Source organism: Dactylosporangium sp. NPDC000244 (assembly GCF_040300725.1).
Lineage (GTDB): Bacteria > Actinomycetota > Actinomycetes > Mycobacteriales > Micromonosporaceae > Dactylosporangium.
The window spans coordinates 108,889-134,256 of the sequence record NZ_JBEPEH010000008.1 but is presented as its reverse complement, the minus strand read 5'-3'; the positions used below and the strand labels follow the sequence as shown (position 1 = coordinate 134,256).

At 73.2% G+C, this 25,368-nt stretch carries 23 protein-coding genes; 5 read left to right on the top strand and 18 right to left on the bottom strand.

Annotated elements, in window-relative coordinates:
- Window positions 1-52 precede the first annotated feature (52 nt).
- Complete coding sequence (locus ABT369_RS13260) at window positions 53-379, bottom strand: PadR family transcriptional regulator (protein ID WP_350611991.1); 327 nt, start codon at window positions 377-379, stop codon at window positions 53-55.
- Between the two features lie 121 nt (window positions 380-500).
- Complete coding sequence (locus ABT369_RS13255) at window positions 501-1,175, bottom strand: LppU/SCO3897 family protein (RefSeq protein ID WP_350611990.1); 675 nt, start codon at window positions 1,173-1,175, stop codon at window positions 501-503.
- 157 nt (window positions 1,176-1,332) lie between these two features.
- Between ABT369_RS13255 and ABT369_RS13250 the strand changes: the two genes are divergently transcribed.
- Entirely contained in the window at window positions 1,333-1,755 is a 423-nt protein-coding gene (locus ABT369_RS13250; RefSeq protein WP_350611989.1) for a hypothetical protein, read from the top strand.
- Between the two features lie 61 nt (window positions 1,756-1,816).
- On the opposite strand, the gene ABT369_RS13245 is transcribed toward ABT369_RS13250, so the two are convergent.
- Window positions 1,817-2,719, bottom strand: coding sequence for a Ppx/GppA phosphatase family protein (locus ABT369_RS13245; RefSeq protein ID WP_350612146.1), 903 nt, complete (start codon window positions 2,717-2,719; stop codon window positions 1,817-1,819).
- Between the two features lie 19 nt (window positions 2,720-2,738).
- On the bottom strand, window positions 2,739-3,242 hold the full coding sequence (locus ABT369_RS13240; RefSeq protein ID WP_350611988.1) for an amino-acid N-acetyltransferase: 504 nt from the start codon (window positions 3,240-3,242) through the stop codon (window positions 2,739-2,741).
- A gap of 24 nt (window positions 3,243-3,266) precedes the next feature.
- On the opposite strand from ABT369_RS13240, the gene ABT369_RS13235 reads away from it, so the two are divergent.
- Together ABT369_RS13235 and ABT369_RS13230 are read left to right on the top strand one after the other, a co-directional pair.
- Window positions 3,267-3,752, top strand: a complete 486-nt coding sequence (locus tag ABT369_RS13235; RefSeq protein WP_350611987.1) for a cellulose binding domain-containing protein — start codon at window positions 3,267-3,269, stop codon at window positions 3,750-3,752.
- Window positions 3,753-3,828: 76 nt separating this feature from the next.
- Window positions 3,829-4,779: a phosphotransferase gene (locus ABT369_RS13230; protein ID WP_350611986.1), complete on the top strand. Its 951-nt coding sequence runs from the start codon at window positions 3,829-3,831 to the stop codon at window positions 4,777-4,779.
- On the opposite strand, the gene ABT369_RS13225 is transcribed toward ABT369_RS13230, so the two are convergent.
- The 5 genes from ABT369_RS13225 to pdxR form a co-directional block, all read right to left on the bottom strand.
- A complete protein-coding gene (locus ABT369_RS13225; RefSeq protein ID WP_350611985.1) occupies window positions 4,756-5,271 on the bottom strand; it encodes a DUF501 domain-containing protein in 516 nt (171 codons plus the stop codon). The genes ABT369_RS13230 and ABT369_RS13225 overlap by 24 nt on opposite strands.
- Window positions 5,268-5,819 (bottom strand): FtsB family cell division protein, encoded by a 552-nt coding sequence (locus ABT369_RS13220; protein WP_350611984.1) that lies wholly within the window; start codon window positions 5,817-5,819, stop codon window positions 5,268-5,270. Before ABT369_RS13220 ends, ABT369_RS13225 begins: the two co-directional genes overlap by 4 nt.
- Before the next feature lie 80 nt (window positions 5,820-5,899).
- Window positions 5,900-7,180: a phosphopyruvate hydratase gene (gene eno, locus ABT369_RS13215; protein ID WP_350611983.1), complete on the bottom strand. Its 1,281-nt coding sequence runs from the start codon at window positions 7,178-7,180 to the stop codon at window positions 5,900-5,902.
- Between the two features lie 95 nt (window positions 7,181-7,275).
- Window positions 7,276-8,877: a DUF885 domain-containing protein gene (locus tag ABT369_RS13210; RefSeq protein WP_350611982.1), complete on the bottom strand. Its 1,602-nt coding sequence runs from the start codon at window positions 8,875-8,877 to the stop codon at window positions 7,276-7,278.
- 156 nt (window positions 8,878-9,033) lie between these two features.
- Window positions 9,034-10,404, bottom strand: coding sequence for a MocR-like pyridoxine biosynthesis transcription factor PdxR (gene pdxR, locus ABT369_RS13205; protein WP_350611981.1), 1,371 nt, complete (start codon window positions 10,402-10,404; stop codon window positions 9,034-9,036).
- 71 nt (window positions 10,405-10,475) lie between these two features.
- Between pdxR and ABT369_RS13200 the strand changes: the two genes are divergently transcribed.
- Window positions 10,476-11,456: an EamA family transporter gene (locus ABT369_RS13200; protein WP_350611980.1), complete on the top strand. Its 981-nt coding sequence runs from the start codon at window positions 10,476-10,478 to the stop codon at window positions 11,454-11,456.
- The gene (locus ABT369_RS13195) at window positions 11,342-12,130 is read left to right on the top strand and encodes a patatin-like phospholipase family protein (RefSeq protein ID WP_350611979.1); all 789 of its coding nucleotides are present in this window, start codon (window positions 11,342-11,344) and stop codon (window positions 12,128-12,130) included. The genes ABT369_RS13200 and ABT369_RS13195 overlap by 115 nt, the downstream gene beginning before the upstream one ends.
- Here ABT369_RS13195 and ABT369_RS13190 read toward each other — a convergent pair.
- The 9 genes from ABT369_RS13190 to ppc all read right to left on the bottom strand — a co-directional run bounded on the left by ABT369_RS13190 (window position 12,100) and on the right by ppc (window position 25,302).
- Window positions 12,100-13,149: a glycoside hydrolase family 26 protein gene (locus ABT369_RS13190; protein ID WP_350611978.1), complete on the bottom strand. Its 1,050-nt coding sequence runs from the start codon at window positions 13,147-13,149 to the stop codon at window positions 12,100-12,102. The two genes, ABT369_RS13195 and ABT369_RS13190, sit on opposite strands and share 31 nt — an antisense overlap.
- A gap of 10 nt (window positions 13,150-13,159) precedes the next feature.
- Window positions 13,160-13,906 (bottom strand): methyltransferase domain-containing protein, encoded by a 747-nt coding sequence (locus ABT369_RS13185; RefSeq protein WP_350611977.1) that lies wholly within the window; start codon window positions 13,904-13,906, stop codon window positions 13,160-13,162.
- Window positions 13,903-15,381 (bottom strand): lipopolysaccharide biosynthesis protein, encoded by a 1,479-nt coding sequence (locus ABT369_RS13180; protein WP_350611976.1) that lies wholly within the window; start codon window positions 15,379-15,381, stop codon window positions 13,903-13,905. The genes ABT369_RS13185 and ABT369_RS13180 overlap by 4 nt, the downstream gene beginning before the upstream one ends.
- Window positions 15,378-16,250, bottom strand: coding sequence for a sulfotransferase domain-containing protein (locus ABT369_RS13175; RefSeq protein WP_350611975.1), 873 nt, complete (start codon window positions 16,248-16,250; stop codon window positions 15,378-15,380). The genes ABT369_RS13180 and ABT369_RS13175 overlap by 4 nt, the downstream gene beginning before the upstream one ends.
- A 2-nt stretch (window positions 16,251-16,252) precedes the next feature.
- On the bottom strand, window positions 16,253-17,461 hold the full coding sequence (locus ABT369_RS13170; RefSeq protein ID WP_350611974.1) for a hypothetical protein: 1,209 nt from the start codon (window positions 17,459-17,461) through the stop codon (window positions 16,253-16,255).
- Window positions 17,458-18,843: an O-antigen ligase family protein gene (locus tag ABT369_RS13165; RefSeq protein WP_350611973.1), complete on the bottom strand. Its 1,386-nt coding sequence runs from the start codon at window positions 18,841-18,843 to the stop codon at window positions 17,458-17,460. Before ABT369_RS13165 ends, ABT369_RS13170 begins: the two co-directional genes overlap by 4 nt.
- Window positions 18,840-20,693, bottom strand: coding sequence for a Wzz/FepE/Etk N-terminal domain-containing protein (locus tag ABT369_RS13160; RefSeq protein ID WP_350611972.1), 1,854 nt, complete (start codon window positions 20,691-20,693; stop codon window positions 18,840-18,842). The genes ABT369_RS13165 and ABT369_RS13160 overlap by 4 nt, the downstream gene beginning before the upstream one ends.
- A gap of 214 nt (window positions 20,694-20,907) precedes the next feature.
- The gene (gene cysC, locus ABT369_RS13155) at window positions 20,908-22,422 is read right to left on the bottom strand and encodes an adenylyl-sulfate kinase (RefSeq protein ID WP_350611971.1); all 1,515 of its coding nucleotides are present in this window, start codon (window positions 22,420-22,422) and stop codon (window positions 20,908-20,910) included.
- A 69-nt stretch (window positions 22,423-22,491) separates the two neighbouring features.
- Window positions 22,492-25,302, bottom strand: a complete 2,811-nt coding sequence (gene ppc / locus ABT369_RS13150; protein ID WP_350611970.1) for a phosphoenolpyruvate carboxylase — start codon at window positions 25,300-25,302, stop codon at window positions 22,492-22,494.
- Between the last annotated feature and the right edge of the window lie 66 nt (window positions 25,303-25,368).

Below are 25,368 nucleotides of genomic sequence, written 5' to 3'. Positions count from 1 at the left end.
GACAGGACCTGATCCTCCTGATGAGCGGCCACTCCGCTTCGCTCCGTACCGCTCATGCCGCCTCCTCCCCGATGAGCCGGTCCATGGTCTGCGCGAAGCCCGTCCAGACCTTGCCGGACTGGGCGAGCTGGGCCCGGCCGGCGGCGTTGAGCGCGTAGTACTTGCGATGCGGCCCCGCCTCGCTGGGCACCACGTAGGTGGTCAGCGCGCCGGCCTGGAAGAGGCGGCGGAGGGTGCCGTAGACCGACGCGTCACCGACGTCGTCGAGGCCGGCCGAGCGCAGCCGGCGCAGGATGTCGTACCCGTAGCCGTCTTCGTCGCGCAGCACGGCGAGAACGGCGAGGTCGAGCACCCCCTTGAGCAGCTGGGTGGTGTCCACGGCAAGCAGAGTAGTACGCAATGCACAGTAGTATCAAGCGCGTAGGACCGAGGCGCGCAAAAAGGCGGCCCGCTGCTGATGCGGACCGCCCTGCGAAGCTGTTGCCGGTTCTTGCTGCGCCCTACTTGGCGTCGTCGAGGCAGAGGGCGTCGCCGCTGCTGACGTCGGTGCCCTGCCACAGCACGTACTTCGCGTCGGAGTACGCGTCGCAGACGGTGGCCTCGTCCTGCAGGGACTCGGTCTGGGACACGCCGTTCTTGATGCCCACGACCTTGTACTTCGCGGTCGCGTCGTCGCACTTCACGATCTTCACGCTGACGTTCTTCGACGTGCTGTCGCTGATCGAGTCGCCGGCCAGGCAGTCGCCCACCTTGGCGTTCGACGGGTCCGAGTTGACGCTGTCGACGATGTCGTTCCAGGTGCTGCGGGCGAAGAAGAAGATGCCGCCGCAGCAGACGAGCGCGAGCACCAGGATGACACCGAGGATGATCAGAATGATCTTGCCGGCGCTGGACTTCTTCGGCGGCGGGGCACCGAACGGCGCACCACCGGGCGCGGCCGGGGCACCGTAGCCGGACGCCGGCGGCTGGCCGTAGGACTGGTCGTACGGGGCGCCCGAGGAGGGCTGACCGTACGGGGAACCCGACGAGGGCTGGCCGTACGGGGAACCCGAGGAGGGCTGGCCGTAGGGTGCGCCGGACGACTGCCCGTACGGCGGCTGGTCACCGCCGGGCGGCGGGTAACCCCCGCCACCGGGTGGCGGGTAGCTGCCGGGCGGCGGGTACTGATCAGACATTGCGTTTCCTTCCGGGGTATGCCGCAAAGATCACCCTAACGGGCAAAATGACGGTTGAGCTTGGAAAACCGACCTCTTGCCTGCTGGAGACGGCTCACGATATCGGTAGAGGGCCAATGCGCGCAGCACTGAGCGTGCTCGTATTACGGTGTGCGCCGTGACCGATCTGTTGAAACGGCTCGCCGCGGCGCCCGGTGTCTACCGAGGCCGCGGAGACGGGCTGGAGTCCGGACCATTCGTCGCCCGGATCAAGGTGACCTCGGTGGTGCGGGGCAATGCCATCACGCTGGACTACGAGGCCGTCAGCGACAGCAAGGGCCTGCAGCACGTCGAGCACACGATCCTCACCGCGAGTGAGGCCGGCCGGCTGGAACTGCACGTCACGTGCCTGGAGCTGCCCGGGGTGACCCGATTCGTGCAGAGCGAGCCGGGGGTCTTCAACGCCTACGAGGGCGCCCTCCTGGCGAAGATCATCGTCACCATGCCGAGTGACGGCGTGCTCACGTACGGCTGGTGGTGGTCCCGCGACGACGCCGAGCCCCGCGAGCAGTCCCGGGCCGAGGTCCGCCGGACCGGGTGACCCTCCGTGCATGGCACCTGAGCTGCTCTGACACAAATCCGACAGGGCAAACCTGAGGAACTTACGCGAGTGACAGGGCGATTCCGTCGAGAATGTCCGACTCGGAGGCGATCACCGAGTCCACTCCCACCCGATCGACGATCACCCGCAGGATGAGCGCCCCCGCGCCGATCACGTCGGCGCGGCCGGGGTGCATGACGGGGTGCTCGAGGCGCTGGGCGGCGGACTGGCCGAGCAGCCCGGTGGTCACCTTGGCCACGTCGGCGGCGGAGATCCGCGCGCGGTGGATGCGTTTCGGGTCGTACTCCCCCAGCCCGAGCGCCAGCGCCGCCACCGTCGTCACCGAGCCGGCCAGCCCGACCAGCGTGCGCGCCCGGGCGCCGTCGACCGCGGCCAGGGCCCGGTCCACCGCGGCCTCGATGTCCGCCTCGGCCGCCGCGATCTGCTCGGGGGCCGGCGGGTCCGTGCGCAGGTGCCGCTCGGTCATCCGCACACAGCCGATGTCGACGCTGATGGCCGCCTCGACGTCGCGCTCCCCCACCACGAACTCGGTCGAGCCACCGCCGATGTCGACCACGAGGAACGGCGCCTCGGCGGTGAGCCCGCGCACGGCGCCGGAGAAGGACAGCCGCGCCTCCTCGTCGCCGGTGATCACCTCGGGCGGGAAGCCGAGCGTGTCGAGCACCATCGCGCGGAAGTCGCCCGCGTTCTCGGCGTCCCGGGAGGCGCTGGTCGCCACCATCCGGGCCGCGTCGACCCCGGCCCCGGCGATGTCCGCGGCGTAGTCGACCAGGGCCAGCCGGGTGCGCTCGATGGCGGCCTCGGACAGCCGCCCGGTCCGGTCCACGCCCTCGCCCAGCCGGACGATACGCATCTGCCGGGTCACGTCCGAGATCTCCGAGTCCTCGGAGACGTCGGCGATGAGGAGTCGGACCGAGTTGGTCCCGCAGTCGATGGCCGCCACGCGCTTCACACCCGGAAGCCTACAAATGCAGCAGCATCCGATGGTTGCCGAGGGTGTTGGGCTTGACCCGCTCCAGGTCGAGGAACTCCGCGACACCCTCGTCGTAGGAGCGCAGCAGCTCCTCGTAGATCTGGTGGGTGACCGGGGTGCCGTCGATCGGCACGAAGCCGAACGAGGCGAAGAAGCGGGTCTCGAAGGTCAGCACGAAGACCCGGCGCACGCCGATCTGGCGCGCCGCCCCGAGCAGCTCGGCGACGATCCGGTGGCCGATCTTGTGCCCGCGCAGGAGCGGGTCGACGGCGACGGTGCGGACCTCGGCGAGGTCCTCCCACATCACGTGCAGAGCGCCACAGCCGACGATCGTGCCGTCGCTCGTGCGCTCGGCGACCCAGAACTCCGGCACGGCCTCGTAGAGCGCGACGGTGGGCTTGGAGAGCAGGCGCCGGTCCGCGACGTACATCGCGACCAGTCGCCGAATCCCCCGCACGTCGGCGGTTCGGGCCCGCCGGACGGTTACCTCCATGGACGTAAGGGTAGTGGCGCGCGGATGTGGCTCCTGACACGCGATCGGGTGCTGATGGTCACCACTGCGCTCATGACGGTGGTGGCCGGCACCATGACGGTCCTGTACGTGACCAAGGACGCGCCCGCCGAGCGCCCGCCGATGGCCTCCGTGGCCGGCACGACCCAGCCGCCGCGGCCGACCGCTCACACGTCCGCCGCCCCCGGATCGGTCAAGGCGGCGTACGCGGTGCGCAGCAAGTGGAAGGACGGCTTCAACGCCGAGGTCACCGTCACCAACCTGGGCAGCCAGCCGCTCATGGGCTGGATCGTCCAGCTGAACCTGCCCAAGGACGTCGATGTCACATCGACCTGGGGCGCCACCGCCGAGCAGGGGCCCGGGCGGCTGGTGCTGCGCTCGCAGGCGTACAACACCTATCTGGAGGCCGGCGGGGCGATCCGGATGGGGTTCGAGGCCAAGGGACCAGCCGATCCACCGCCAAGCTGTTCCGTCAATGGCTCACCCTGCTAACGTCAACAATCCGACTGTTCGGCCGCGAACGGCCTCCGGTCCCGCTCGCGGGTGAAGTCTGACGTACCTTCTTTGGGTGCTGACCCCACCGGCCGGACTCCCCGAGGACGCCCTCGGGGCGGTGCTGACCAAGGAGTGGGGCATTCCGGTCAAGTCGCTGAGCTATCGGCCCGTCGGCTTCGGCAGCCACCACTGGGAGCTCACCGACACCGCGGGTTTCCGCTGGTTCGTCACCGTGGACGAGCCGGCCGACCCGGCGAAGCTCGGCGCCTCGTTGCGGGTCGCCGCCGATCTGCACGCCACCGGGCACTCCTTCGTCGTCGCGCCGGTCCCCGCGCTGGACGGCGCCGTCGCGGTGCACCAGGGGCCGTTCACGATCGCGCTGTACCCGTTCGTCGAGGGCGCCAGCTTCGAGTGGAACGCGTTCACCGGCCCCACGCACCGCCGGGCCACCCTGGACATGATCATCCGGCTGCACACGGCCCCGCCCGTCGCCCGCCGGCACGCGCGCGTGGACGACTTCGCGGTGCCGCACCGCGACGAGGTCGAGGAGGCCCTGCGCCGGCCCGGCGACGAGGTCGCCTGCGGCCCCTACGCGGTGCCCGCGGCCGACCTGCTCGAGGCGCACCGCCGGCCGCTGCAGCGGGTGCTGGCCCGCTACGACGAGCTCGTGCTGCAGAGCCGGGCCGAGCCGGTGCGGGCGGTGCTCACCCACGGCGAGCCGCACTCGGGCAACACCATGCGCACGCCGACCGGGTGGCGGCTCATCGACTGGGACACGGTGCTGGTCTCCCCGCCGGAGCGGGACCTGTGGCTGATCGAGCCCGGCGACGGGTCGATCTTCGAGGCCTACGCCGAGGCCACCGGAGTGCTCGTCCGCCCGTCCACGATCATGCTGTTCCAGCTGCGCTGGGCGCTGTCGGACATCGCGGTCGAGGTGCGCCGCTTCCGCCGGCCACACACCGGCACCCAGGACGACGCCGAGGGCTACGAGATCCTGCGCTCAGTCGTCACCAGCATCGAGTGACACGCAGGGCCCCTGCGCCCACCACTCGCCGGCCAGCCGCACGGTCTCGTCGCCGAACGGGTTCACGCCCGGCCCGACCGCCAGGGCGTGCCCGAGGTGGACGTGCAGGCACTTCACGCGGGTCGGCATGCCACCCGCGGAGACGCCGTCGATCTCGGCCACGTGCCCGACCGCCTCGCGGCGGCGCAGGTAGTCCTCGTGGGCGGCCTGATACTGGGCGGCGAGCTCGGGGTCCGCGGCGAGCCGGGCGCCCATCTCGCGCATCAGGCCCGCCGACTCGAGCCGGCTGCACTCGTGCACGGCCCGGGGGCAGGTCAGGTAGAACAGCGTCGGGAAGGGCGTGCCGTCGGGCAGCCGCGGCGTGGTCTCGACGACGTCGGGCAGGCCGCAGGGGCAGCGGTGGGCGACGGCGCGGGTGCCCCGGGGCGTGCGCCCGAGCTGCTCCGCGACCACGGCGAGATCCTTCTCGGTGGCCGGCTCGAATGAACTCACTGCTTGTCCGCCGCCTCGACGCTCGACCAGAGTTTGTCGTACCAGGGCCGGGGCGGCTTCGGCGCGCCCGGCAGCTCGGCGGGGTCGGTGGCCTGGTTGTTCGCCGGGTCGACGACCACGTAGGGCTTCTCGCCGGGCAGCACCATGTGCAGCCGCTGGCGGGCCTGGGAGATCACGTATTCGGGGTCGTCCCACTTCTTCGCGCGCGCCTGCATCTCGGCGACCTTGACGGACTGGCGCTGCTGGCTCTCCTCCAGCGCCTCGATCTCGGCCTGCTGGGCGAGGTAGACCCGCACCGGATAGGCGTAGGCGAGCAGCAGCACGAGGAGCACCAGGCTGAGCACGACCGCGCGGCTGGTGAACCGGCGCGGCTGCGGGGCCCGGGTGCGCAGCGCGGCCCCGGCGCCGGTGGCCACGGCCCGGCGCGCGACCATCGGCCGCGACGGAGCCCGGCCGGCCCGCTGGGTGCCCCGGCGCTCGCCCTGCCCGCGCGGTGCCGAGCCCCGGGGGCCGATCCCGCGCCCGCCGGGCCTGGTGCGCTGCTGCATGTGCTCCTCCCCCAGGTCCGTGCGGCCCGTGACCCCGGTCCGCCCGGGGCAGATCGGGGTCGCGGGCCAATCAGAACGATTTATGCACGGTAGCGCGGGAAGGCGCCACGGCCGGCGTAGCGCGCCGCGTCGTCGAGCTCGTCCTCGATGCGCAGGAGCTGGTTGTACTTCGCGACCCGCTCGGAGCGGGCCGGCGCACCGGTCTTGATCTGGCCGCTGCCCACGGCGACGGCGAGGTCGGCGATGGTGGTGTCCTCGGTCTCACCCGAGCGGTGGCTCATCATCGTGCGGAAGCCCGCGCGGTGCGCGAGGTCCACGGCGTCGAGCGTCTCGGTGAGCGAGCCGATCTGGTTCACCTTCACCAGCACCGCGTTCGCGGTGTCGGTGGCGATGCCCCGGGCGATGCGCTGCGGGTTGGTGACGAACAGGTCGTCGCCGACGATCTGGATGCGGGAGCCGAGCGCGTCGGTCATCGCCTTCCAGCCGTCCCAGTCCTCCTCCGACAGCGGGTCCTCGATGGAGACGATCGGGTAGGCGTCGACGAGCTGGGTGTAGTAGGCGATCATCTCGTCGGACGACTTGCCGGCGCCCTCGAACGCGTAGGCGCCGTCCTTGAAGAACTCGGTCGCGGCCACGTCGAGCGCGAGCACGATGTCGCTGCCCAGCGAGTAGCCGGCCTTCTCGACGGCCTCGGCGATCAGGTCGAGCGCGGCCGCGTTGGTCGGCAGGTTGGGCGCGAAGCCGCCCTCGTCGCCGAGGCCGGTCGACAGGCCCTTCTTCTTCAGCACCGACTTGAGCGTGTGGTAGACCTCGGCGCCGGTGCGCAGGGCCTCGCGGAAGGTCGGGGCGCCGACCGGCGCGATCATGAACTCCTGCACGTCGACGTTGGAGTCGGCGTGGGAGCCACCGTTGAGGATGTTCATCATCGGCACGGGCAGCAGGTGCGCGTTCGGGCCGCCGAGGTATTTGAACAGGCTCAGCCCGGCCGAGTCGGCCGCGGCCTTGGCCACCGCGAGCGAGACGCCGAGGATGGCGTTCGCGCCCAGCTCCGACTTCTCCGGGGTGCCGTCGAGGTCGAGCATGGCCTGGTCGACGAGGCGCTGCTCGGTGGCGTCGAAGCCGCGCACGGCCTCGGCGATGCGCTCGTTGACGTTCTCGACCGCCTTCTCGACGCCCTTGCCGAGGTAACGCTTGCTGTCGCCGTCGCGCAGCTCGTTGGCCTCGAACGCGCCGGTCGAGGCGCCCGAGGGAACCGCCGCCCGGGCCAGGGTGCCGTCGTCGAGGACGACCTCGACCTCAACCGTCGGGTTGCCCCGCGAGTCGAGGATCTCCCGCGCGCCGATTGCTTCGATAGTGGCCACTGTCGTGTCACTCCTTGCCGAAAAATTTGTGGTCGGCCGCCACGGTGCGGCACCCCTGAGCCTATCTCCCGGCGGGATCTCGCCCGCCGCTCGGGTTACAGATCCAGCAGCGTGCGCAGGTGGCGCGGGGGCGGCGAGCCGTGCGCGAGCATCCGGTCGTGCCAGTCGCGGAGGGTGACGTTCGCCGGGCGTTCATCGGCGATCTGCCGGACCTCGGTGTAGCCCACGAAATACGTCGACAGCTGCGTCGAGCTCAGCAGGGAGCGGCGCCACTTGCCGGCCGCCTCACCCTCCTCCTGGAAGCCGCGCTCCATCATCAGCGCCATGGCGTCGGCCTCGGTCATGTCGTCGCAGTGCACGCGCTGGTCGATGATGGCATTGATGCTCATGCGCAGCTGCATCTTCAGCTGCTGTAGGCGCACCGGCAGGCCGCCGAAGCCCCGCTCGGCCATGAGCTCCTCGGCGTAGACCGCCCAGCCCTCCACGAACGGGCCGCTCCAGCCGATCGCCCGGGCGCGGGTGCGGCCGCGGAAGCGGCGGGCGTGGGCCAGCTGCAGGAAGTGGCCCGGCGTCGCCTCGTGGACGGTCAGGTCGCGCAGCATGTGGCGGTTGTACTCGCGGTAGAACGACGCCACCCGCTCGCTCGACCAGTCGGCCGGCGTCGGGGAGATGCAGAAGAACGTCGGCAGCTCCGCCGGCTCCAGCAGGCCCGGCGGGTCGCAGTAGGCCACGGCCACGCCGCGCGCGAACTCGGGCATCTCCATGATCACCAGGGGGTCGTCGATGAGGGTGATCAGGTCGTGCTCGCGCACGAAGGCGGTCGCCTCGTCCAGGGAGACCTTGGCCAGCTCGACGATGGTGTCGTTGTCCGGCACGTCGGCCGCGGCCCGGGCCAGTGCCGCGCGGATGTCGCGGTCGCCGGTCAGCTCGGCCGCGGCCTCCCGCAGCTCCTCGGTCACCCGGTCCAGGTTGGCCTCGGCCCGCTCCAGCACCGTGCGGGCGCCCAGCTCGGTGTCCAGCGTGTGCCAGAGCCGCGCCTCCCACAGCCGGCGGCCCAGGCGGGGGTCGCGGTCGCTCGAGTCGAGGCGGCCGCGCAGCCAGTCGGCGAAGGCGTCCAGCTCGGTCGCGGCGCGCTCCTGGGCCGGCGCGATCACCTCGGCCAGGCCGGGCTCCTCCTTGAGCAGCTCGCCGAGCTCCTCGCGCACCAGCCGGGCGGTGCCCGCGAACTGGCCGATCGCCGTCTCCACGTGCACGCGGGGCGACTCGCCGAGCACCTCGCGGGCGGTGGCCAGGGCGTCGGGGATCGCGCTCAGCCGCGCGGCGAGCGACATCAGCCGCTGCTCGGCCGGGGCGAAGGGGCGTGAGATCAGGCCGTGCAGCAGGGTGCCGGGGTTGTGCACGAGCGGGTTCCACTCGTGCTCGCGGATCTCGGTGCGCTCGAACAGCATCCGCTCCACCCGGGCCAGCAGCACCGCGTGGTCGACCTGGTCCTGCGGGTCGAGCTCGTCGACGTCGATCTGGCTCAGCGCGGCGGAGGCGTCGCGCAGCATGTCGACGTCGCCGGCCACACCCTCGGCGGAGTAGTCGGGCAGCCGGTTGTCGAAGCGGTGATCCCCGGCGCCGGCGGCCAGCCCGGGCGCACACTCGAGCAACGCGTCCGCGATGTGCTCGGCCAACGGAACAAAGTGCTGGGACATGCCCCGACCGTATCCGGTGCACCGCCCCGCGCGCGCCCCGAGGCGGCCCCGACGCGCCAGACGCTGGTCCGGGCGCGGCGGATCACGCACATCATCCGGGGGCGAGCGCGCGGGCGACCGCGGCACGCGACACCGGCCGGCACCGAAGGTGACGGCTCACATGAGCGTGGCGAGTTTGCGCACCGCGGCCGTCAGCTCGTGCGGCGTGTGCGCGGCGTAGCCCAGGACCAGCCCGCCCGGCCCGCCCTTGCGCACCCGCAGCGTCGACAGCGCCAGCGGGCCCAGACCGGCCTCGGCCGCGCGTTCGGCCAGGGCGCGGTCGTCGACGCCCGGCGGCAGCTCCACGACCAGGTGCAGGCCCGCCGCGATGCCGCCGATGCGGGCGCGCGGCAGGTGCCGGCGCACGGCCGCGACCACGGCGTCGCGGCGCTCGCGGTGCAGGCGGCGGGCGCGGCGCAGGTGCCGGTCGTAGCCGCCGCCGGCCAGGAACTCGGCGAAGGCGAGCTGCTGCAGGGCCGGGCCGCCGTTGTCGGCGTCGTGCTTGGCCGCGACCAGGTCGGGCAGCCACTGCGCCGGCGCGGCCAGCCAGCCCAGCCGCAGGCCGGGCGCGAGGACCTTGCTCACCGAGCCGACGAGGGCCACCCGGTCCGGGGCCAGGCCCTGCAGGCAGGCCACGGGCTCGCGGTCGTAGCGGTACTCGGCGTCGTAGTCGTCCTCCACCACGAGCCCGTCCAGGCGGCGCGCCCAGGCGATCACGTCGGCCCGCCGGCCGGGGGCGAGGACGACGCCGGTCGGGAACTGGTGGGCCGGGGTCAGCACCACCGCGCGGACGCGGGTGCGGGCCAGGGCGGCGACGTCGAGGCCGTCGGCGTCCACGGGCACGGCGAGCACGTCGAGGCCGAGCCGGGCCAGGTGCTCGCGCAGCGCGGCCGGGCCCGGGTCCTCCAGCGCGATCCGCTTGACCCCGCGGGCCAGCAGCACCCGGGCCAGCAGCGCCAGGCCCTGCGTGACGCCGGCGGTGACGATCAGCCCGTCGGCGGGCACGAGGGCCGCCCGGACGCGGCCGAGGTAGCCCGCGAGCTCGGCCCGCAGCCGCGGCACGCCGGTCGCGTCGGCGTAGTCGAAGTCCGCGTCGAGCGCGCTGGTCAGGGCGGTCTCGTAGGCGCGGCGCCAGGCCGTGCGCGGGAAGGCGCCCAGGTCCGGCACGCCCGGGCGCAGCGGGGCGACCGCGGCGCGCCGCTCGACGACGTCGGCGCGGCGGCGGGGCACGGCCGCGACCACCTCGGCCACCACGGTGCCGGAGCCGCGCCGGCTGACCAGGCGGCCCTCGGCGGCCAGCTGCTCGTAGGCGCCGACCACCAGGCCGCGGGACACGCCCAGGTCGGCGGCGAGGTCGCGGGTCGAGGGCAGCCGGGTGCCGGGGGCGAGGCGGCCCCGCGTGATCGCCTCGCGCAGGGCGCCGACGAGCTGCTCGCCGACCCGTGGGCGGGTGCGGTCGAGCTCGACCAACGCCTCCCATACCGACAAAAAGTGGCCCTTCAAAACGGTCCCTCAGTGGCACTGTAGCGGGTACCACTGGCGCTCGTAAGTTCGTGCGTATGAACCGGCGCCACTCCGCGTACTGCGCGCTGACCTGCGCGATTCTCGGCGGCTCGTTCGTCGTGAGCCGCTCGATCGTCGCCTATCCGATCCTGTCCGGCCAGGCCCTTCGCTACGCGCTGGCCGCCGTCGCGCTCTTCGCGCTCGTCCGGCGCGAACCCGCCCGGATTCACCCGACCGGGCGAGAGCTGGTGCGCCTCGGGCTGGTGGCCGCGACCGGGCTGGTCGCGTTCAACATCCTGCTCCTGTACTCCCTCAAGCACGCGGACCCGGCCGTCATCGCCACCATCGTCGGCGTGAGCCCGCTGCTGCTGGCCCTGCTCGGACCGCTGTCGGAGGGCCGCCGCCCGGCCCCGCGGCTGCTCGGCGCGGCCGCGGTGGTCGTCGCCGGCGCGGCGCTGGTCTCCGGCTTCGGCGCGCACGACACCGCGGGGCTCGTCGCGGCCGGTGGCGTGCTGGCCTGCGAGGCCGCTTTCTCGCTGCTCGCCGCGCCGCTGCTGCCCCGGCTCGGACCCGTGCGCGTCTCGGCCTGGAGCACGGCTCTGGCCGTACCGATGCTGCTCCTGCTCCTGCCCCTGACCGGCGAGCGGCCGCGCCTGCCGCACCCGTCCGAGGCGGCCGCCCTCGCGTTCCTCGGGCTGGTGCTGACCGTGGTGGCGTTCGTGTGCTGGTACACGGGCGTGGCCGGGCTCGGCGTCGACCGCGCGGGCGTCTTCCTGGCCCTGGTGCCGGTGTTCGCCCTGGGTACCGCGGCCGTGGCCGACCACGAGGTTCCGGGCCCGGCGAAGGTCTTCGGCGTGTTGCTGGTGGGTGCCGGACTCCTGCTGACCGCGAGGCGTTCAGCAGCGCGTGTTAAGCAGGATGGATGCAACGCACCGCGCTCGTCCTCGGCGCCGGCGGCATCACCGGCGTCGCCTGGCAACTCGGCATCCTCGTCGGCCTGCACGACCGGGGCATCGACCTCGCCCGCGCCGATCTGATCCTGGGCACCTCCGCCGGCGCGATGACCGGCGCGCTGATCGCCGCGTTCGGCGACCCGCGCACCGCCGCCGCGATCGAGGCCCCGCTCGGCCCCGGCGACCCGCCGATCCGCGCCGACTGGAACCGCGGGGCGCTCGCCTTCCAACTGCTGCAGGACGGCTCGCTGGAGCCGGCCGAGATGCGCCGGCGGATCGGCGCGATCGCGCTCGAGGCCGAGGTCGGCGCGCCGGATCCGTGGCTGGCCGCGTTCGGGCGCCGGCTGCCGATCGAGGGCTGGCCGGACCGGCTGACGGTGACCGCGGTGGACACCGCCACCGGAGAGCCCGTCGCCTGGGATGCCGATTCGGGTGTACCGCTGGTGCCCGCCGTCACCGCCAGCTGCGCGGTGCCGTGCATCTTCCCGCCGATCCCCGTCAACGGCTCGCACTTCATGGACGGCGGGGTGCGGTCGCGGACCAACGCCGACCTGGCCGCCGGCTACGACAAGGTCTACGTGCTCGCGCCCCGCATGCCGCTGCTGCAGCGCGAGGCGCTCGACCCGGCGTTCACCCTCATCGAGCCCGACGACCCCGCGACGGAGGCGATCGGCGGCAACGTCTTCGACGCCGGGCGCTGGATTCCGGTGCTGGCCGCGGCCGAGCGTCAGGGCCGCGAGCTCGTCATCGGCTTGTAGTACGTGTCCTGCGCGAGCGAGGAGCGGAACGCGTCCAGCACGCCGGGGTCGTCCGAGACCATGAACTGGTTCGTCGGCCCCTTGTTGTCGGTGGGGTCGGACTCGAAGTACAGCACCGCGCGGATCTGCGGGTTGGCCTTGAACGTGGCCGAGGCGTCGCGCAGCCACGACGCCCGCTGCTCGGAGCCCCAGCTGCGGGCGATGCCGAACTCGCCGACCATCACCGGCTTGCTCGGGTGCCGCGCGCAGAACTCGAGGAAGGGGCGCATGAGCGCGCCGATGGTGCCGTACTTCGTGCCGGCGTACACGTCCACGCAAGTCCAGTCGACCTGGTCGTCGCCGGGGTAGAAGTCCGCCGCGTAGCCGCCCTGGAAGCCCTCGGCCGTCGGGCACCACACCCACGAGGCGTTCGTCGCGCCCTCCTGGGTGAAGATGTTGCGCACGTACTTCCACGCCGCGATGTAGTCCGCGCCCGACCACATCTGCGCACGCAGGTTCGGGCGGTCCATCTCCCAGCGGTAGCGCAGCAGCACCGGATGGCCGAACGCCTTGAGCTCCCGGGCCCGCTGGCGGATGAGGTCGTCGTAGCGGCCCATGGTGATGAGCCGGGTGTCGCCGCCGGCCCACGACAGCATCAGCGTGCTGCCGCGGGCCGCGAACTGCCGGTCGGAGGCGGTGTTGAAGTCCTCGTCGAAGCGGCGGTAGGTGTTGACGATCGCCATCTTGCGCCCGAGCGACTTCTCCCAGGCCGTCATCGCGGTCACCCGGCCGGACTCGGTCAGGCTGCCGGGCCGCACCCAGGCGCCGAGGTAGGAGCCCTGCTTCGGCGGCCCGACGGGCCCGGCCTGGAACGGCCCCTCCGACGTGGCGATGGCCGGCGGCCCCGTGTCCACTGTGGACGAGGGGGCCGCCGACGGCGGATGCGGCCGGCTCCCGTGGTTGAGCACCGTCAGGGTGATCCCCGCGGCGACCGCGACGGTCACGGCCACCACGGCGACGGTAACGACGATCCGCTTCAAAGGGGCTCTCCTACTTCGGAATGCGCCTGGCTACATAGAGAACGTCCGTGGCCACCCCGGAGAGACTGCGCGAGCGGGTGGCGAGGTCGTCGGCCCTGCGGGCCATCGGGCGCAGCCACTCGCGGCGGTACGCGCCGGCCGGGAACACCGCGAAGCCGCGCCGGTCGATGACCTCGAAGCCGTGGCGGGCCAGCAGCTGCTCGACCTCTCCGTGCTGCAGCTCGGCGAACCAGGCGTTGCCGCGGTGCCGCCGGTGGCGCAGGTGGCGCAGCGACGAGCGGTTGCCGTGGTTCTCCACCACCAGCAGCCCCGAGTCGGCCTCGGGCAGGATCCGGGCGGCGAACGCGATCGCCCGGTCGCGCACGTCCCTCGGGGCGTTGAGCAGCAGCCGGAACACGGTCACCAGGGCCGGCCCGTCGACCGTCGCCGGCTCCGGCAGCGGCCCCTCCTCGCTCACCTGGTGCAGCTTCGCGTAGACGCCCGCCTCCCGGGCCTTGGTCAGCATCTGCTCCGAGGTGTCGTAGCCGTGCGCGGCCCGCACCACCCCGTGCAGCAGCTTGATGGCCCGGCCGGTGCCGCAGGCGAAGTCGTGCTGAACGGGTCGCCGCGCCGTGAACTCCCGCCGCACCAGCCGGCGCAGGAAGGCGCGCTGGCGCCCGCTCACCGCCGTGGCGTAGGTCTCCGGCGCGTACACCACCCGCTCGTACTTGTCGACCGCCGCCTCCGACTGGAAGACCTCCGCGTAGTCCGTTCTCATCGCTCCCCCTGCATCAGAACCCTTTTCATGCGCACCGCCGCGTAGCAGTACGCGACGGCACCCGCCCCCGTGGCGGCGAATTTCACGATCAATCCGGGGTGCAGCGGCCACAGCGCGAGCTGCGGCACCGCGAAGCACGCGGTCGCCATGGCGGCGGCGAGCAGCGTGGCCCGGCCGAAGGGGTGCAGTCCGAGCCCGCGCACCACCTGCACGAGCGGGACCAGGTTGTTCACGAGCACCGCGGCCGCGAGGCCCACGGAGGCGCCGAGCGCGCCGCTGCGGGGGATGAGCAGCGAGTCGGCGGCGAGCATCACGACGAGGGCGAGCCCGACGTTGGCCAGGTTCCACCAGGTGCGCCCGGCCATCGCCAGCACCACGTCGACCATGCCGCAGGCGGTGGCGACCAGCATCGCGGAGGCGAGCACGCGCACGACCCCGACGCCGCCGTCCTCGTAGTGGTCGCCGAAGAGGCTCAGGTACAGCGGGGCGTAGGTGAACACCAGCAGGTACAGGGGCCAGCAGCACAGCACCACCCACGCGGTGGCCTGCCGGTAGAGCAGGTTGGCGCCCGCGGTGTCGCGGACCGCCAGGCGCTCGGCGAGCCGCGGCTGCACAGACTGGGACACGCCCTGGTTCACGAACTGGCCGAGGATGACGAACCGGCCGGCGACGGCGTACATGGCGGCCGGGGCGAGCCCGGCCAGCGCCGCGACCATGAGCACGTCGACGCGCTGCAGGGCCATCTGGGCGAAGCTCGCCACCGCGCGGGGGGCGGTGAAGTACCAGAACCGCTTCGGGGTGAAGTCCGAGGTCTCCTTCCGGTCCGGGTCGAGCCGGACCCGGAGGCGCTTGAGCGCGTACCCCGCCAGCAGCGCCGTCGGGATGTACGGCAGCGCCCAGAACGCGGCGAACAGCTGCTCGCCCCAGCCCGCGGCCCAGACCAGCACCAGCAGCACGAGCTGCGCGGCCGGGCGCATGACCCGGTCCAGCAGCACCGTGGGGCGCATGGCCCGCAGCCCGCGGGTGGTGGACAGCAGCACGTCGGTGAACGCGGCCGCGGGCAGGAACAGCGCCAGCGCCCGCACCAGGTCGGGCCGGCCCGGCAGCAGGTCGGCCGCGAACCACAGCCCGCCCGCGATGCACACGGCGGCGACCGCCACCGGCAGCAGCGCGATGCGCAGGCACTCGCCGAAGCGGGACAGGTCGCCGACCGCGCGCATCCGGGCCGGCCAGTAGACCAGCGACGTCTGCACGCCGAGCTTGGCGAAGGTCACGCCGAGGCCGAAGGTGGCCGTGGCGGCGAAGAACGCGCCTGCCGCGTGCGGGTCGAGGGCCCGGGCGGCCAGCCAGGTGACCCCGACCCCGGCCAGCCCGGTGCAGGCGGTGCCGGCCAGGTTGGCGATCCCGCCGCGGGCGGCACCGCGCAGCATCCCGCCGGGCGACTCTAAGGCCGGCCGCTCCAGCGTTGCCGTCACGATGTCATCCAGGAGGGTTTGTACCCGAGGAAGTTCGCCAGCCGCTCGTCGTAGGGCGCGTAGTGCTCGGCCAGCCGCTGGGCGATCGAGTCGTCGAGGCGGTTGCGCGGGCGGGCGTTGTGCCGCTCGAACTTCGGGTAGGTGTTCACGTGCGGCAGGTCGAGGAAGTCCACGACGGCGTCGTAGACGGGCTCGGGCCGGGTGAAGAACTCGCCGCTGTCCACCACGTGGATGCGGTCGCGGCCGAGCAGGCGGGCCATCGGCTCGAGGTACTCGATGTACTCGCCGCGGGCCCGGTAGGCGTGGTGCTGGTGGGCGAAGCTGTAGGCGAACGGGTCTTGCAGCAGCTTCTCGCGCTCGCCGGCCAGCCGCTCCTCCTCCAGCTCGAGCGCGCGGCCGAACTCGACCTCGGGCTCGAAGCCGCGGGCGACCTCGTGGGCGTGCTGCGAGTAGGCCCGCTCGACCGGGTCGCGCACGAGCACGACGAGGCGCACGCCGGGCAGGTCGGCGGCGATCCGGGTGAGCGCGTGCGGGTGGTACATGTAGTACGGGCTGGACTCGAAGGTCTGCGCGGGCACGCCGAACTCGGCCCGCACCCGCTCGGCCCGCCGCTGCAGCGGGAAGTGGCCGCGGTACCAGCGCAGGCCGTTGTGGTAGCCGACGTCGAAGTAGTGCACGCCCTTGTGCAGCACCGCCTTGATGACCGCGGGGTGCGCGGCCAGCGCCCGGTAGAGCGAGGTGGTGCCGCAGCGCTGCCCGCCGCAGATGAGGAACTGCGGCAGCATCCGCCGCCCGGCGGTGAGCTGGCCGTAGTTGCGGGATCCGAAGTGGACGATGCGCTTCATCGTCTCGGGTACCTGCACGGGCATGGTTACAGCGCCTCCACTCGCGCGACGAGGACGGGCAGCAGCCAGCTGCCGAGCACGCCCAGCCGGGCGCCGGCCTCCGCCTGCCGGTCGGTGACGTACCGGGTGGCCAGGTCGATGAGGTACAGCAGCGCGGTCACCTCGACCGCCTGGCGGTGCACCACACCGAAGGGCAGCAGCAGGTCGGGCGCGGCCGCGACGAGCTCGTTGACGGCCTGTCCCGCCGAGGGCGAGCGGCCGATGCCGAGCTGGAGGGCGTGGTGCAGCCCGTCGTAGCCGATCGGCACGCCCGGGGTGAACCGCTCCCAGTCCCAGACCAGAACCCCGTCGGCGACGGCGGCCATGTTCCACGGCGACCAGTCCCCGTGCCACGAGCCGAAGTGCAGCTCCACGTCGCCGGCGGCGCGCGCGACGCGCTCCGCGGCCGTGCGCAGGGCGGCGCCCTCGGCGTGGTCGGCGACGGCGTCGAGCCGCGCGCGCAGCCGGTTCCAGTAGCCGCTGCCGTCGAGGCGGCCGTGGCTCGTACCGCAGCAGCGCGCCACCTCGAGCATGGCGCCCGCGAGCCGCGGCGCGGTCAGCGCCACCCGCGGCTGCCACACCGGCAGCGCGGACTGCACGAGCACCTCGTGCTCGCCCCATTGCCCGGCGTGCAGCGCGTCCGGCACGCGGGTCTGGGTCAGGCCGGCCGCGCCGACAGTGCTCAGCGCGGCGGCCTCGGCCCGCACCAGCTCGCGGGTCAGCGCCGAGGTGCCGAGCTTGGCGAAGGCGAGGGTGCGCCCGTCGCCGTCGAGCAGCTGCAGCACCGGCTTGCGGTTGGCCCGCGCGGGTCCGATGTGGACGCTCAGGCGCAGGCCGTCGCCGAGGTGCCGGCCGAGGTAGGTGTCGATGGTGTCCTCGGCCGGGCTCAGCGTCAGCCGGTCGCGCAGCAGCAGCCCGGACAGGCCGGTGCGCAGGGCGGCCACGACGGCGTCGCGCTTGAGCCGGGCCAGGCGCGACTGCGGCTCCGCGTAGCGGCGCACGGCCGCGGCGGCCACCCGCCGATCGTCGGCCGGCACCAGCAGGCGCGGCTTGCGCGCGTTGGGGATCACGAGGTACTCGACCGGCCGCTCGCCGTTGCCGGGGTACAGCAGGCCCAGGACCTCCTCGATGTACTGGGCGCGCAGCTGTTCGTCGTCGGCCCGCAGTGCGGCCGGCGCGGTCTTCATCGGACTCATCGCTCGCTGAAACCCTTCTGCTGGTTGCGCCACAAGACGGCGTACGCGAGGAACGTCAGGGCCAGCGGGGTGACCAGGGCGTTGTACCAGAGCATCGCCGCGAAGCCGGACACGAGCGCGGCGCTGCCGGCGAGGCCGATCGGGCTCGCGTCGCGCCGGAACCGCCACAGGCCGGCCAGGAAGAAGCCGATGTACGACAACGTGCCGAGCAGCCCGTGCGCGTAGAGCAGCTGCCACAGCTGGCCGTTGCCGCCGATGGTGAAGTTGCCGCAGCGCGCGCAGCTGCTGCTCTCGCCCACCGCGATCGAGTTGCGCCCGCCGATGGTGCTGCGGGTCGAGCCGAAGCCGATCAGCGGCGACTCCCACATGCCGGTGAGGGCCTTCTGGGTGGTGTACATCCGCACGCCGTTGGACTTGCCGTCGTCGACGCGCGCGTTGACCACGTCGCCGAGCGGGGTGACCGCGAGCGCCACGGCGAGGCCGACGGTGACGACCGCGACGAGGCCGAGCGCGGCCACGCGGCCCTTGAGCGCGAGCCGCACGGCCACGTAGACGGCCATCACGCCGAGGCCGATCCACAGGCCGCGGTTGAGCGAGTACACGATCGGCACGACGGCGATGAGCAGCGTCGCGGCCGCGGCGAACTTGGTGTGCCGGCGGCGGGCCAGGCAGAAGCCCGCCACCGCGAGCCAGCCCGCCAGCAGGCACACGTTGTTGCCCCAGGTGTTGGTGTACCCCCACGGCGCCCCCGGCCGCGGCGTCTCCCCGCCGAGCAGGTTCATGATCTGGGCCGCGGTCGGGTGCACCAGCGACTGCACGAACCCGTCGTGGCGCACGTGCGCGGGCAGCAGCAGCTCGAACGGCGCGGTGAACTCGAAGCGGGGCGCGGCCATGCCGAGCACGCCGCCGGCCACCGTGACCGCGAACAGCCAGGCGAGCAGGCGCACGAAGCGCTCCTGCGTGAGCACCCGGCGCTCGAGGTTGCCGGCGTAGATCAGCAGCACGGTGAGCGCGCCGTAGCCGCCGAGGCGGAAGGCGTAGGACACCGAGCGGCTCGACCACGTGCCGGGGACGGTCCCGGCGGGGTCGGCGCCGAGGGTGAACAGCCCGAAGCCGACGGTGGCCAGGAACAGCAGCCACAGCAGGAACCCGGGCGGCAGCTTCACCACGTGGCCGGCCGCGCGGTGGCGGATCAGCGACCACGCCATCGGCACCGCGGCGAGGAAGAAGATGAGGACGCCGAGGCCCAGGGCCCACCACAGGGGGTACAGCAGGAGGATCCCGGTCACGGGCCAGGCGGCGAGCCGGTGGACCGGTTTGCGGGGCCGGGACGGCGCGCCGAGGCCGGCTTCGGCGGAGGGGTGGCTCGTCAGGGTCGTCATCGGCGCTTGTCGGCACCGTTCTCGCTGGGGGCCTCGGCCGGGATGCGGGTGACCGAGATGGTGCGGGTCTGCCGTGTCGGCGGGACCGTCTTGGCCTTGTTCACGGTGGGCGGCGCGGGGGTCGCGGGGGCCGGGGACGACGGGGCCGCGGCCGGGGCCGTGCGGATGCGCTTGGCCACCACCGGGTCCTCCTTCTCCTCCTTGGCCGGGAGCTTCTCCAGCACCGTGGTCATGTCGTCGGCCATGGTGGGCGTGACCGCGGCGGTGTCGCGCTCGTCGCCGCCGCGCGGGGCGGCGAGCTTGGGCAGCACCACGGCGCCGAGCAGCGGGGTGCCGACCCGGCGCAGCTGGTCGGCGGCGTCGGCGATCTCGGTGTTGCGGGTGCGGCGCACCTCGACCGCGACGATGGCCGCGTCGGCGAGGGCGGCCAGGCTCTGCGCGTCGGCGCTGGTGGCGGTGGACGGGGCCTCGACCACGACGTAGGCGGCCCGTTCCCGCAGCGTGGCCAGGGTGTCCCGCAGCGCCTGCGACTGCAGCAGCCCGCCGGCGCTGGCGGTGCCGCCGGTCGTCACGACGCTGAGGTTCGGGTGCCGCGGGGCGCGCTGGGTGGCGCTGCTGAGCGAGAAGCGGCCGGCGAGCACGTCGGAGAGGCCGGGCACCGCGCGCACGCCGAGCATCCGGTTCACCGAGGTGGTGTCGACCATGCTGTCGGGGAGGTGGGCGCAGACGAGCACGGTCTCGGCGCCGGTGCGGGCGAACGCGGCGGCGAGGTTGGCCGCGACCACGGTCGAGGCGGCGCCCCGGCTCGCCCCGGCGACGACCACGACCTGGCCCGCGAGCGCGACGCGGGCGTCGCCGCCGGCCGGGGCCGGGATGCTCGCGAGGACCTCGTTGCGCAGCCGGTTGAAGATGCGCCCGCCGGCCCCGAAGGGCGCGAACACGTCGTCGAGGCGCGGCTTGACCCGGCCCGGGACGCTGGCGAGCACGGCGACGTCGACGCGGCGGGGCAGGTCGGAGGCGCGGCGGACGCGCTGGTCGAGCCGCTCGCGGAGCATGGCCGCGCCGACGCCGAGCAGCAGGCCGGCGGCCGCGCCGCTGGCCAGGTTGAGCAGGCGGTTGGGCTTGACCGGGGAGCTGGGCAGGTCGGCGTCGCGGGTGATCTTGCCGGCGCTCACGGTCGTGGTGAGCAGCTGGTTGAGCTGGCCGGCGAGGGTGTTGATCTGCGCGGTGGCGGTGCTGCGCTGGCTCTCGAGGTTGGGCCGGTTGGGGTCCGACGGCTTGAGCGTGGCGAGCTTGTTGTTGATCTGGGTCAGCCCGGTGTTGAGCTGGTTGATCTTGTCGTTGAGGATCGCGATGCGGCCGGCGACGTCGGCCTTGGCGGACTCCTCGCGGTTGCGCAGGTAGGCCTCGGCGAACGCGTGCGAGCCGGCCTGGGCCTGCTCGGCGGTGCTCGCCGAGAAGGTGATCACCAGGAAGGTCGTGTTCGGCGGGACCTCGACGCGCACGCTCGCCGCGAGCGTGTCGGGCGGGGTGCTGGAGCGCATGAGCGCGGCGGCGTCGGTGGCGACCGTGGTGCTGGCGACGAGCTGGGCCTCGTTGTCGAGGTTGATGTCGCCCTTGGTGCGGCCGCTGGTCGAGTTCGCGTCCTGCCCGTTGCCGATCGGCGAGACGAGGACCGACGTCGAAGACTCGTAGATCTTGGTCTGCATCGAGGTGAACTGCACGGCGCCGGCCAGGCCGACCAGCACGAGCACCAGCACCAGCCACCAATGGCGCCGGGCCATGCCGAGCAGATCGACGCCGGAGGAGTCGGTTGCGGCTTCGGCGTTGTGCAGGCGTGTGGCGTCCATTGAACGGCGGCCCCTTCGGCGTCAGGTTCTCCAGCCCTTAACGCCGTGACCGCTATGTTCGTAATGGCCGATTGGTCCGTGTCCGCGCGAGTTCACCCGTGCTCGCTACTGAGTCCAACGCGCCGAGCCTGCTCTTGTCACCGCGGAGGCCGGGATTTCTGGCGGGAGCAACGGTCCGCCGGTGACACGGACCCGAGCAATGAACGTTCTTGGCTTATGGAATGGGCCTAGGGTCCAGCCAGCCGTTGCTGCCCAGGTAGCGCAGGACCGTCGTGACCGCCTCGCCCTGGGACAGGTCGGTCGTGTCGATCGTCAGCTCGGCGTCCAGCGGATCCTCATACGGGTCGTCGATGCCCGTCATGCCCTTGATGAGGCCCGCCCGCGCCTTCGCATACAGCCCCTTGCGGTCCCGCCGCTCGCACTCGGCCAGCGGCGTCGCCACGTGCACCAGCACGAAGTCGGCGCCCGCGTTGTGCGCGAACTGCCGGGCCGCGGCCCGGGCGTCGCGGTAGGGGGCGATCGGGCAGCAGATGGCCACGCCCCCGTGCCGGGCCGTCTCGGCGGCCACCCAGCCGATGCGGCGGATGTTCGTGTCGCGGTCCTCGGCCGAGAAGCCCAGGCCCGCCGACAGGTGCCGGCGCACGATGTCGCCGTCGAGCAGGGTGATCGTCCGCTCCCCGGTCTCCAGCAGCACGTCCGCGAGGCCGGTGGCCATCGTGGACTTGCCGCTGCCCGACAGGCCGGTGAAGAAGACGACCAGGCCGCGCTGGCGGCGGGGCGGGCGGGCGCGGACCAGCTCGCGGGCGACGGCCGGCGGGGTGTGCCACTCCGGCAGGATCGTGCCCCGGTCGAGGAAGTCGTCGATCTCGGCGAAGGTGAGCGGCAGGCGGCGGTGCCGCGGCGGGATGTCGTCCAGGGAGCGCCACTGGCCGTCGCGGCCGTCGTAGGCGAGCTCGCGCGGGACCAGCACGCGCAGGCCGCCGCCGGAGAGCATCGACTCGCTCGAGGCCAGCAGGTGGGTCACACCGTAGGACGCGGCGACCCGCGTGCGCAGCATCGCGTCGCGGATGTCGTCGCCGTCGTGGTTGGGCAGCGGCAGGGCCACGATCGTCGAGGCCGGCATGCGGTCGCGGGCGGCCAGCACGCAGCGGACCAGGGCCTCCGGGGCCAGGCCGTCCGGGCCGGGGCCGTCGACCGGGACGAGGACCACGAGGTGCGCGGCCAGCGTGCGGGCCGCGCGCGCGATCTGGGCCAGCTGCGGGCGGTGCAGCGGCCGGTCGGCGATGACCCCGAGGATTCGCCCGGGCGGCAGGGAGCCCCTGACCTCCGCCGGGGTGCGCCGCATCCGCCGGAACGCCCCGTGGCCGCCGTCGCCGAGCCGCCGGACCCGGCCGGCCACGCCGGCCGTGGTCTTGCGGGCCGGGTAGACCTCCTGCACGTCCAGGGCCGCGACCGGGGCGCCCTCCAGATCGGCGAGGATCAGCACCCGCCGCGCCGGGTCGGTCACGTCGAACTGCTCCGCGAGGGTGCGGGGCAGTTCGAGCGTGACCGGCACCGGCCAGGCGGTGCCGTCGGCCAGCCGGCCGGTGCGCCGCAGCGCGATCAGGTCGGCCGAGCCGAGAAACCCGGTCAGGGGCGCATACGCCCCCGACACGAGCAGCTCCAGGTCCGCGAGTTCGGACGGTTTGGGGGTATAGGTCGGGGCGTCCCGCAGGACGTCATCCGGCAACGTGAAACCCTCGACACCCCAACCGTTCACAGACACCTCGCAAGCCTGCCATAGGAACGGTCCCGGGGCTCAGCCGGTGTTGCGCATGCCGGCCGCGATGCCGTTGATCGTGGTCAGCAGCGCGCGCTCCAGGGCCGGGTCCGGCGACGAGCGCCGGCCGCCGGGCCAGGCACTGGCGTCGGCCGACTTGCTGTCGCGGTACTGCCCCAGCAGCGTGACCTGCAGGTGGTGCAGCGGCTCGAGGTAGCTGTCGCGGACCCCGAGCGTGCGCTGCAGCACCGGCTGGCGGTCGAGCAGGGCCGTCTCGCCGGTGATCGCCAGCACCTCGGCGACCGTCTGCTCGTACTCCGCGCTGATCACCTCGAAGATCGGGCGCAGCGGGGCCGGCACGAGCGTGTCGACGTACCGCGACGCGATCTCCAGGTCGGTCTTGACCAGCATCATCTCCACGTTGGACAGGAACGTCGCGAAGAAGTGCCACTTCTCGTGCATCTCGCGCAGCACGTCGCCGAGGCCGGCCTCGCGCGCCGCCTTGAGACCGCTGCCCACGCCGAACCAGCCCGGCACGATCTGCCGCGACTGCGTCCAGCCGAACACCCACGGGATCGCCCGCAGGCCCGACAGGCCCGCGTCGGCGTTGGGGCGCTTGGCCGGCCGCGAGCCGATGTTCAGCGCGCCGAGCAACTCGGTCGGGGTGGCCGCCCAGAAGTACGCCGGCAGGTCCGGGTTCTCCACCAGCGCCCGGTAGTTGGCGAAGGCCGCGGAGGACACGGTCTCCATCGCCGAGTCCCAGCGGGCCAGCGACTCGGCGGGCTGGCGGGGCTCGGTGTGCAGCAGCGCGCTCTGCAGCACCGCGGCCAGCGTCAGCTCGAGGTTCTCGCGGGCCAGGGCGGGCAGGGTGTACTTGTCCGAGATCACCTCGCCCTGCTCGGTCACCTTGATCGCGCCGTCCAGCGTGCCCCACGGCTGGGCCAGGATCGCCTCGTGGGTCGGGCCGCCGCCGCGCCCGACGGTGCCGCCCCGGCCGTGGAACAGCCGCAGCCGCACCCCGTGCCGGGCCGCGACGTCGCGCAGCTGGCGCTGGGCCTTGTGGATCATCCACTGCGACGTGGTGATGCCGGCGTCCTTGTTCGAGTCGGAGTACCCGAGCATGACCTCCTGCACGTCACCGCGGGCGCGCACGATCGCGCGGTACACCGGGATCGACAGCAGCTCGTCCAGCATCTCGCCGGCCATCTCGAGCTCGCGGGCCTGCTCCAGCAGCGGGGCGAAGCCCACCCGGGCCCGGGCCGACTCGATCGAGGCGCCGCCGAAGCCGGCCCCCGCGCTCACCTCGACCAGGCCCCACTCGCGGGCCAGGACCACGGCCGCGAGCACGTCGTCGATGCCCTGGGTCATCGAGATGATGTACGTCTCCACGACCTCCGGCCCGAAGCGCTCCTGCACCTCGCGGATCGCGGCGAACACGTCGAACGTCTTGCGCGCCGAGTCCGACAGCCCGGTGTCGCGGGTGGCCAGCGGGCGGCGGCCGTTGAGCTCGTCGATGAGCAGCTGGCGGCGGGAGTCGCGGGACAGGGCGTTGTAGTCGACCTCGCCGACGCGGCGGTACAGCTGGGCCAGCACCTCGTGGTGGGCGTCGGCGTGCTCGCGCACGTCCAGCGTGGCCAGCTGCAGGCCGAACGCCGACAGGGTGCGGATCGCCGAGGCCAGCTTGCCGGTCGCGGCGAGCTGGCCGCCGTTGCGGGCCAGGGACGCGCGCATGAGCTCGAGGTCGGCGATGAGCTCGGCGGTGCCGAGGTAGTCGCGGCCCGGCTTGTGCGGCGTGCCCGTGGCCAGGCGCTGGCGGGTCTGGCCGAGCTTCAGGCGGATGCAGCGCAGCTTGAGCCGGTACGACTCCTCCATGTTGACCCGGCGGTAGCGGGCCGGCAGCTCCGGGAGGTTGTCGAGGTCGGCCGCGAGGCTCGCCGAGAGGTCCAGCGAGACGCCGCGCAGGCGCTTGGAGACCGAGATCTCGTCGATGAGCGTGTCGACGACGCCCTCCGCCATGCGGATGCCGTACTCGTGCTGGATCAGCAGCACGTCCCGGGTGACCGCCGGGGTGACGAACGGGTTGCCGTCGCGGTCGCCGCCGATCCACGAGCCGAAGCTCAGCGGGCGGGCGGTCGGCGGCAGCTGTACGCCGAGATCGCGCAGCGTCTCGTAGAGGTCGTCGAGCACCTGCGGGGCCGCGCCCTCGGCCAGGTCGGCGAGGTAGTAGACCGCGTTGCGGGCCTCGTCGCTGGGCTCCGGGCGCTCCAGGCGCAGCTCGTCGGTCTGCCACAGCAGGTCGAGCACCTCGGCCAGGCGCCGGTCGGTGCGCGCGGTGCGGGTCTTGTCCGGCTCCAGCGAGCCGTCCAGCGCGGTCGCCACGGCCTCGGCGTCGAGCTCGTCGCCCACGGCGCGCAGCTTGGTCAGCACCGAGCGGCGGGAGGCCTCGGTCGGGTGCGCGGTGAAGACCGGGCGCACGGCCAGCTTCGAGGCGATCTGGCCGATCTCGCGCACGCCCACGCCGCGGTCCGCGATGAGCTTCGCGGCGCGCTCGAGCCAGCCGCCCTCGCGGACGCGGATCCGGCGCAGCTCGCGCGCGCGGTGGACCTGCTCGGTGATGTTGGCGAGGTGGAAGTAGGTCGAGAAGGCCCGCGCCAGCTGCGTGCCCGTCACCACGTCGAGCCCGTGCAGCCGCTCGGCGGCCGCCTCCGGGTCGGTGCGCACCAGCGCGCGCACTTCCTCGACGAGGTCGAGCAGCTGCTGGCCGTCCTGGCGGACCAGGCTCTGGCCGAGCAGCGAGCCGAGCCGGCGGATGTCCGCCCGCAGGGCGGCGTCAGCGGCGTCGTCGGACATGTGTCCCCTCCAAGTTGCGGTCGGCTTCAGGCGACTCGGGGCGGGGACGGCGCTGTCCGATTTCTT

Excerpts from the sequence above, each read along its gene's own strand:
- ABT369_RS13185 (WP_350611977.1), bottom strand. The coding sequence starts at position 13,906 with ATGAGAACGGACTACGCGGAGGTCTTCCAGTCGGAGGCGGCGGTCGAC.
- ppc (WP_350611970.1), bottom strand. The coding sequence starts at position 25,302 with ATGTCCGACGACGCCGCTGACGCCGCCCTGCGGGCGGACATCCGCCGG.
- ABT369_RS13165 (WP_350611973.1), bottom strand. The coding sequence starts at position 18,843 with ATGACGACCCTGACGAGCCACCCCTCCGCCGAAGCCGGCCTCGGCGCG.
- ABT369_RS13170 (WP_350611974.1), bottom strand. The coding sequence starts at position 17,461 with ATGAGTCCGATGAAGACCGCGCCGGCCGCACTGCGGGCCGACGACGAA.
- ABT369_RS13220 (WP_350611984.1), bottom strand. The coding sequence starts at position 5,819 with ATGCAGCAGCGCACCAGGCCCGGCGGGCGCGGGATCGGCCCCCGGGGC.
- ABT369_RS13255 (WP_350611990.1), bottom strand. The coding sequence starts at position 1,175 with ATGTCTGATCAGTACCCGCCGCCCGGCAGCTACCCGCCACCCGGTGGC.
- ABT369_RS13175 (WP_350611975.1), bottom strand. The coding sequence starts at position 16,250 with ATGCCCGTGCAGGTACCCGAGACGATGAAGCGCATCGTCCACTTCGGA.
- ABT369_RS13200 (WP_350611980.1), top strand. The coding sequence starts at position 10,476 with ATGAACCGGCGCCACTCCGCGTACTGCGCGCTGACCTGCGCGATTCTC.
- ABT369_RS13240 (WP_350611988.1), bottom strand. The coding sequence starts at position 3,242 with ATGGAGGTAACCGTCCGGCGGGCCCGAACCGCCGACGTGCGGGGGATT.
- ABT369_RS13160 (WP_350611972.1), bottom strand. The coding sequence starts at position 20,693 with ATGGACGCCACACGCCTGCACAACGCCGAAGCCGCAACCGACTCCTCC.
- ABT369_RS13195 (WP_350611979.1), top strand. The coding sequence starts at position 11,342 with ATGCAACGCACCGCGCTCGTCCTCGGCGCCGGCGGCATCACCGGCGTC.
- ABT369_RS13210 (WP_350611982.1), bottom strand. The coding sequence starts at position 8,877 with ATGTCCCAGCACTTTGTTCCGTTGGCCGAGCACATCGCGGACGCGTTG.
- ABT369_RS13235 (WP_350611987.1), top strand. The coding sequence starts at position 3,267 with ATGTGGCTCCTGACACGCGATCGGGTGCTGATGGTCACCACTGCGCTC.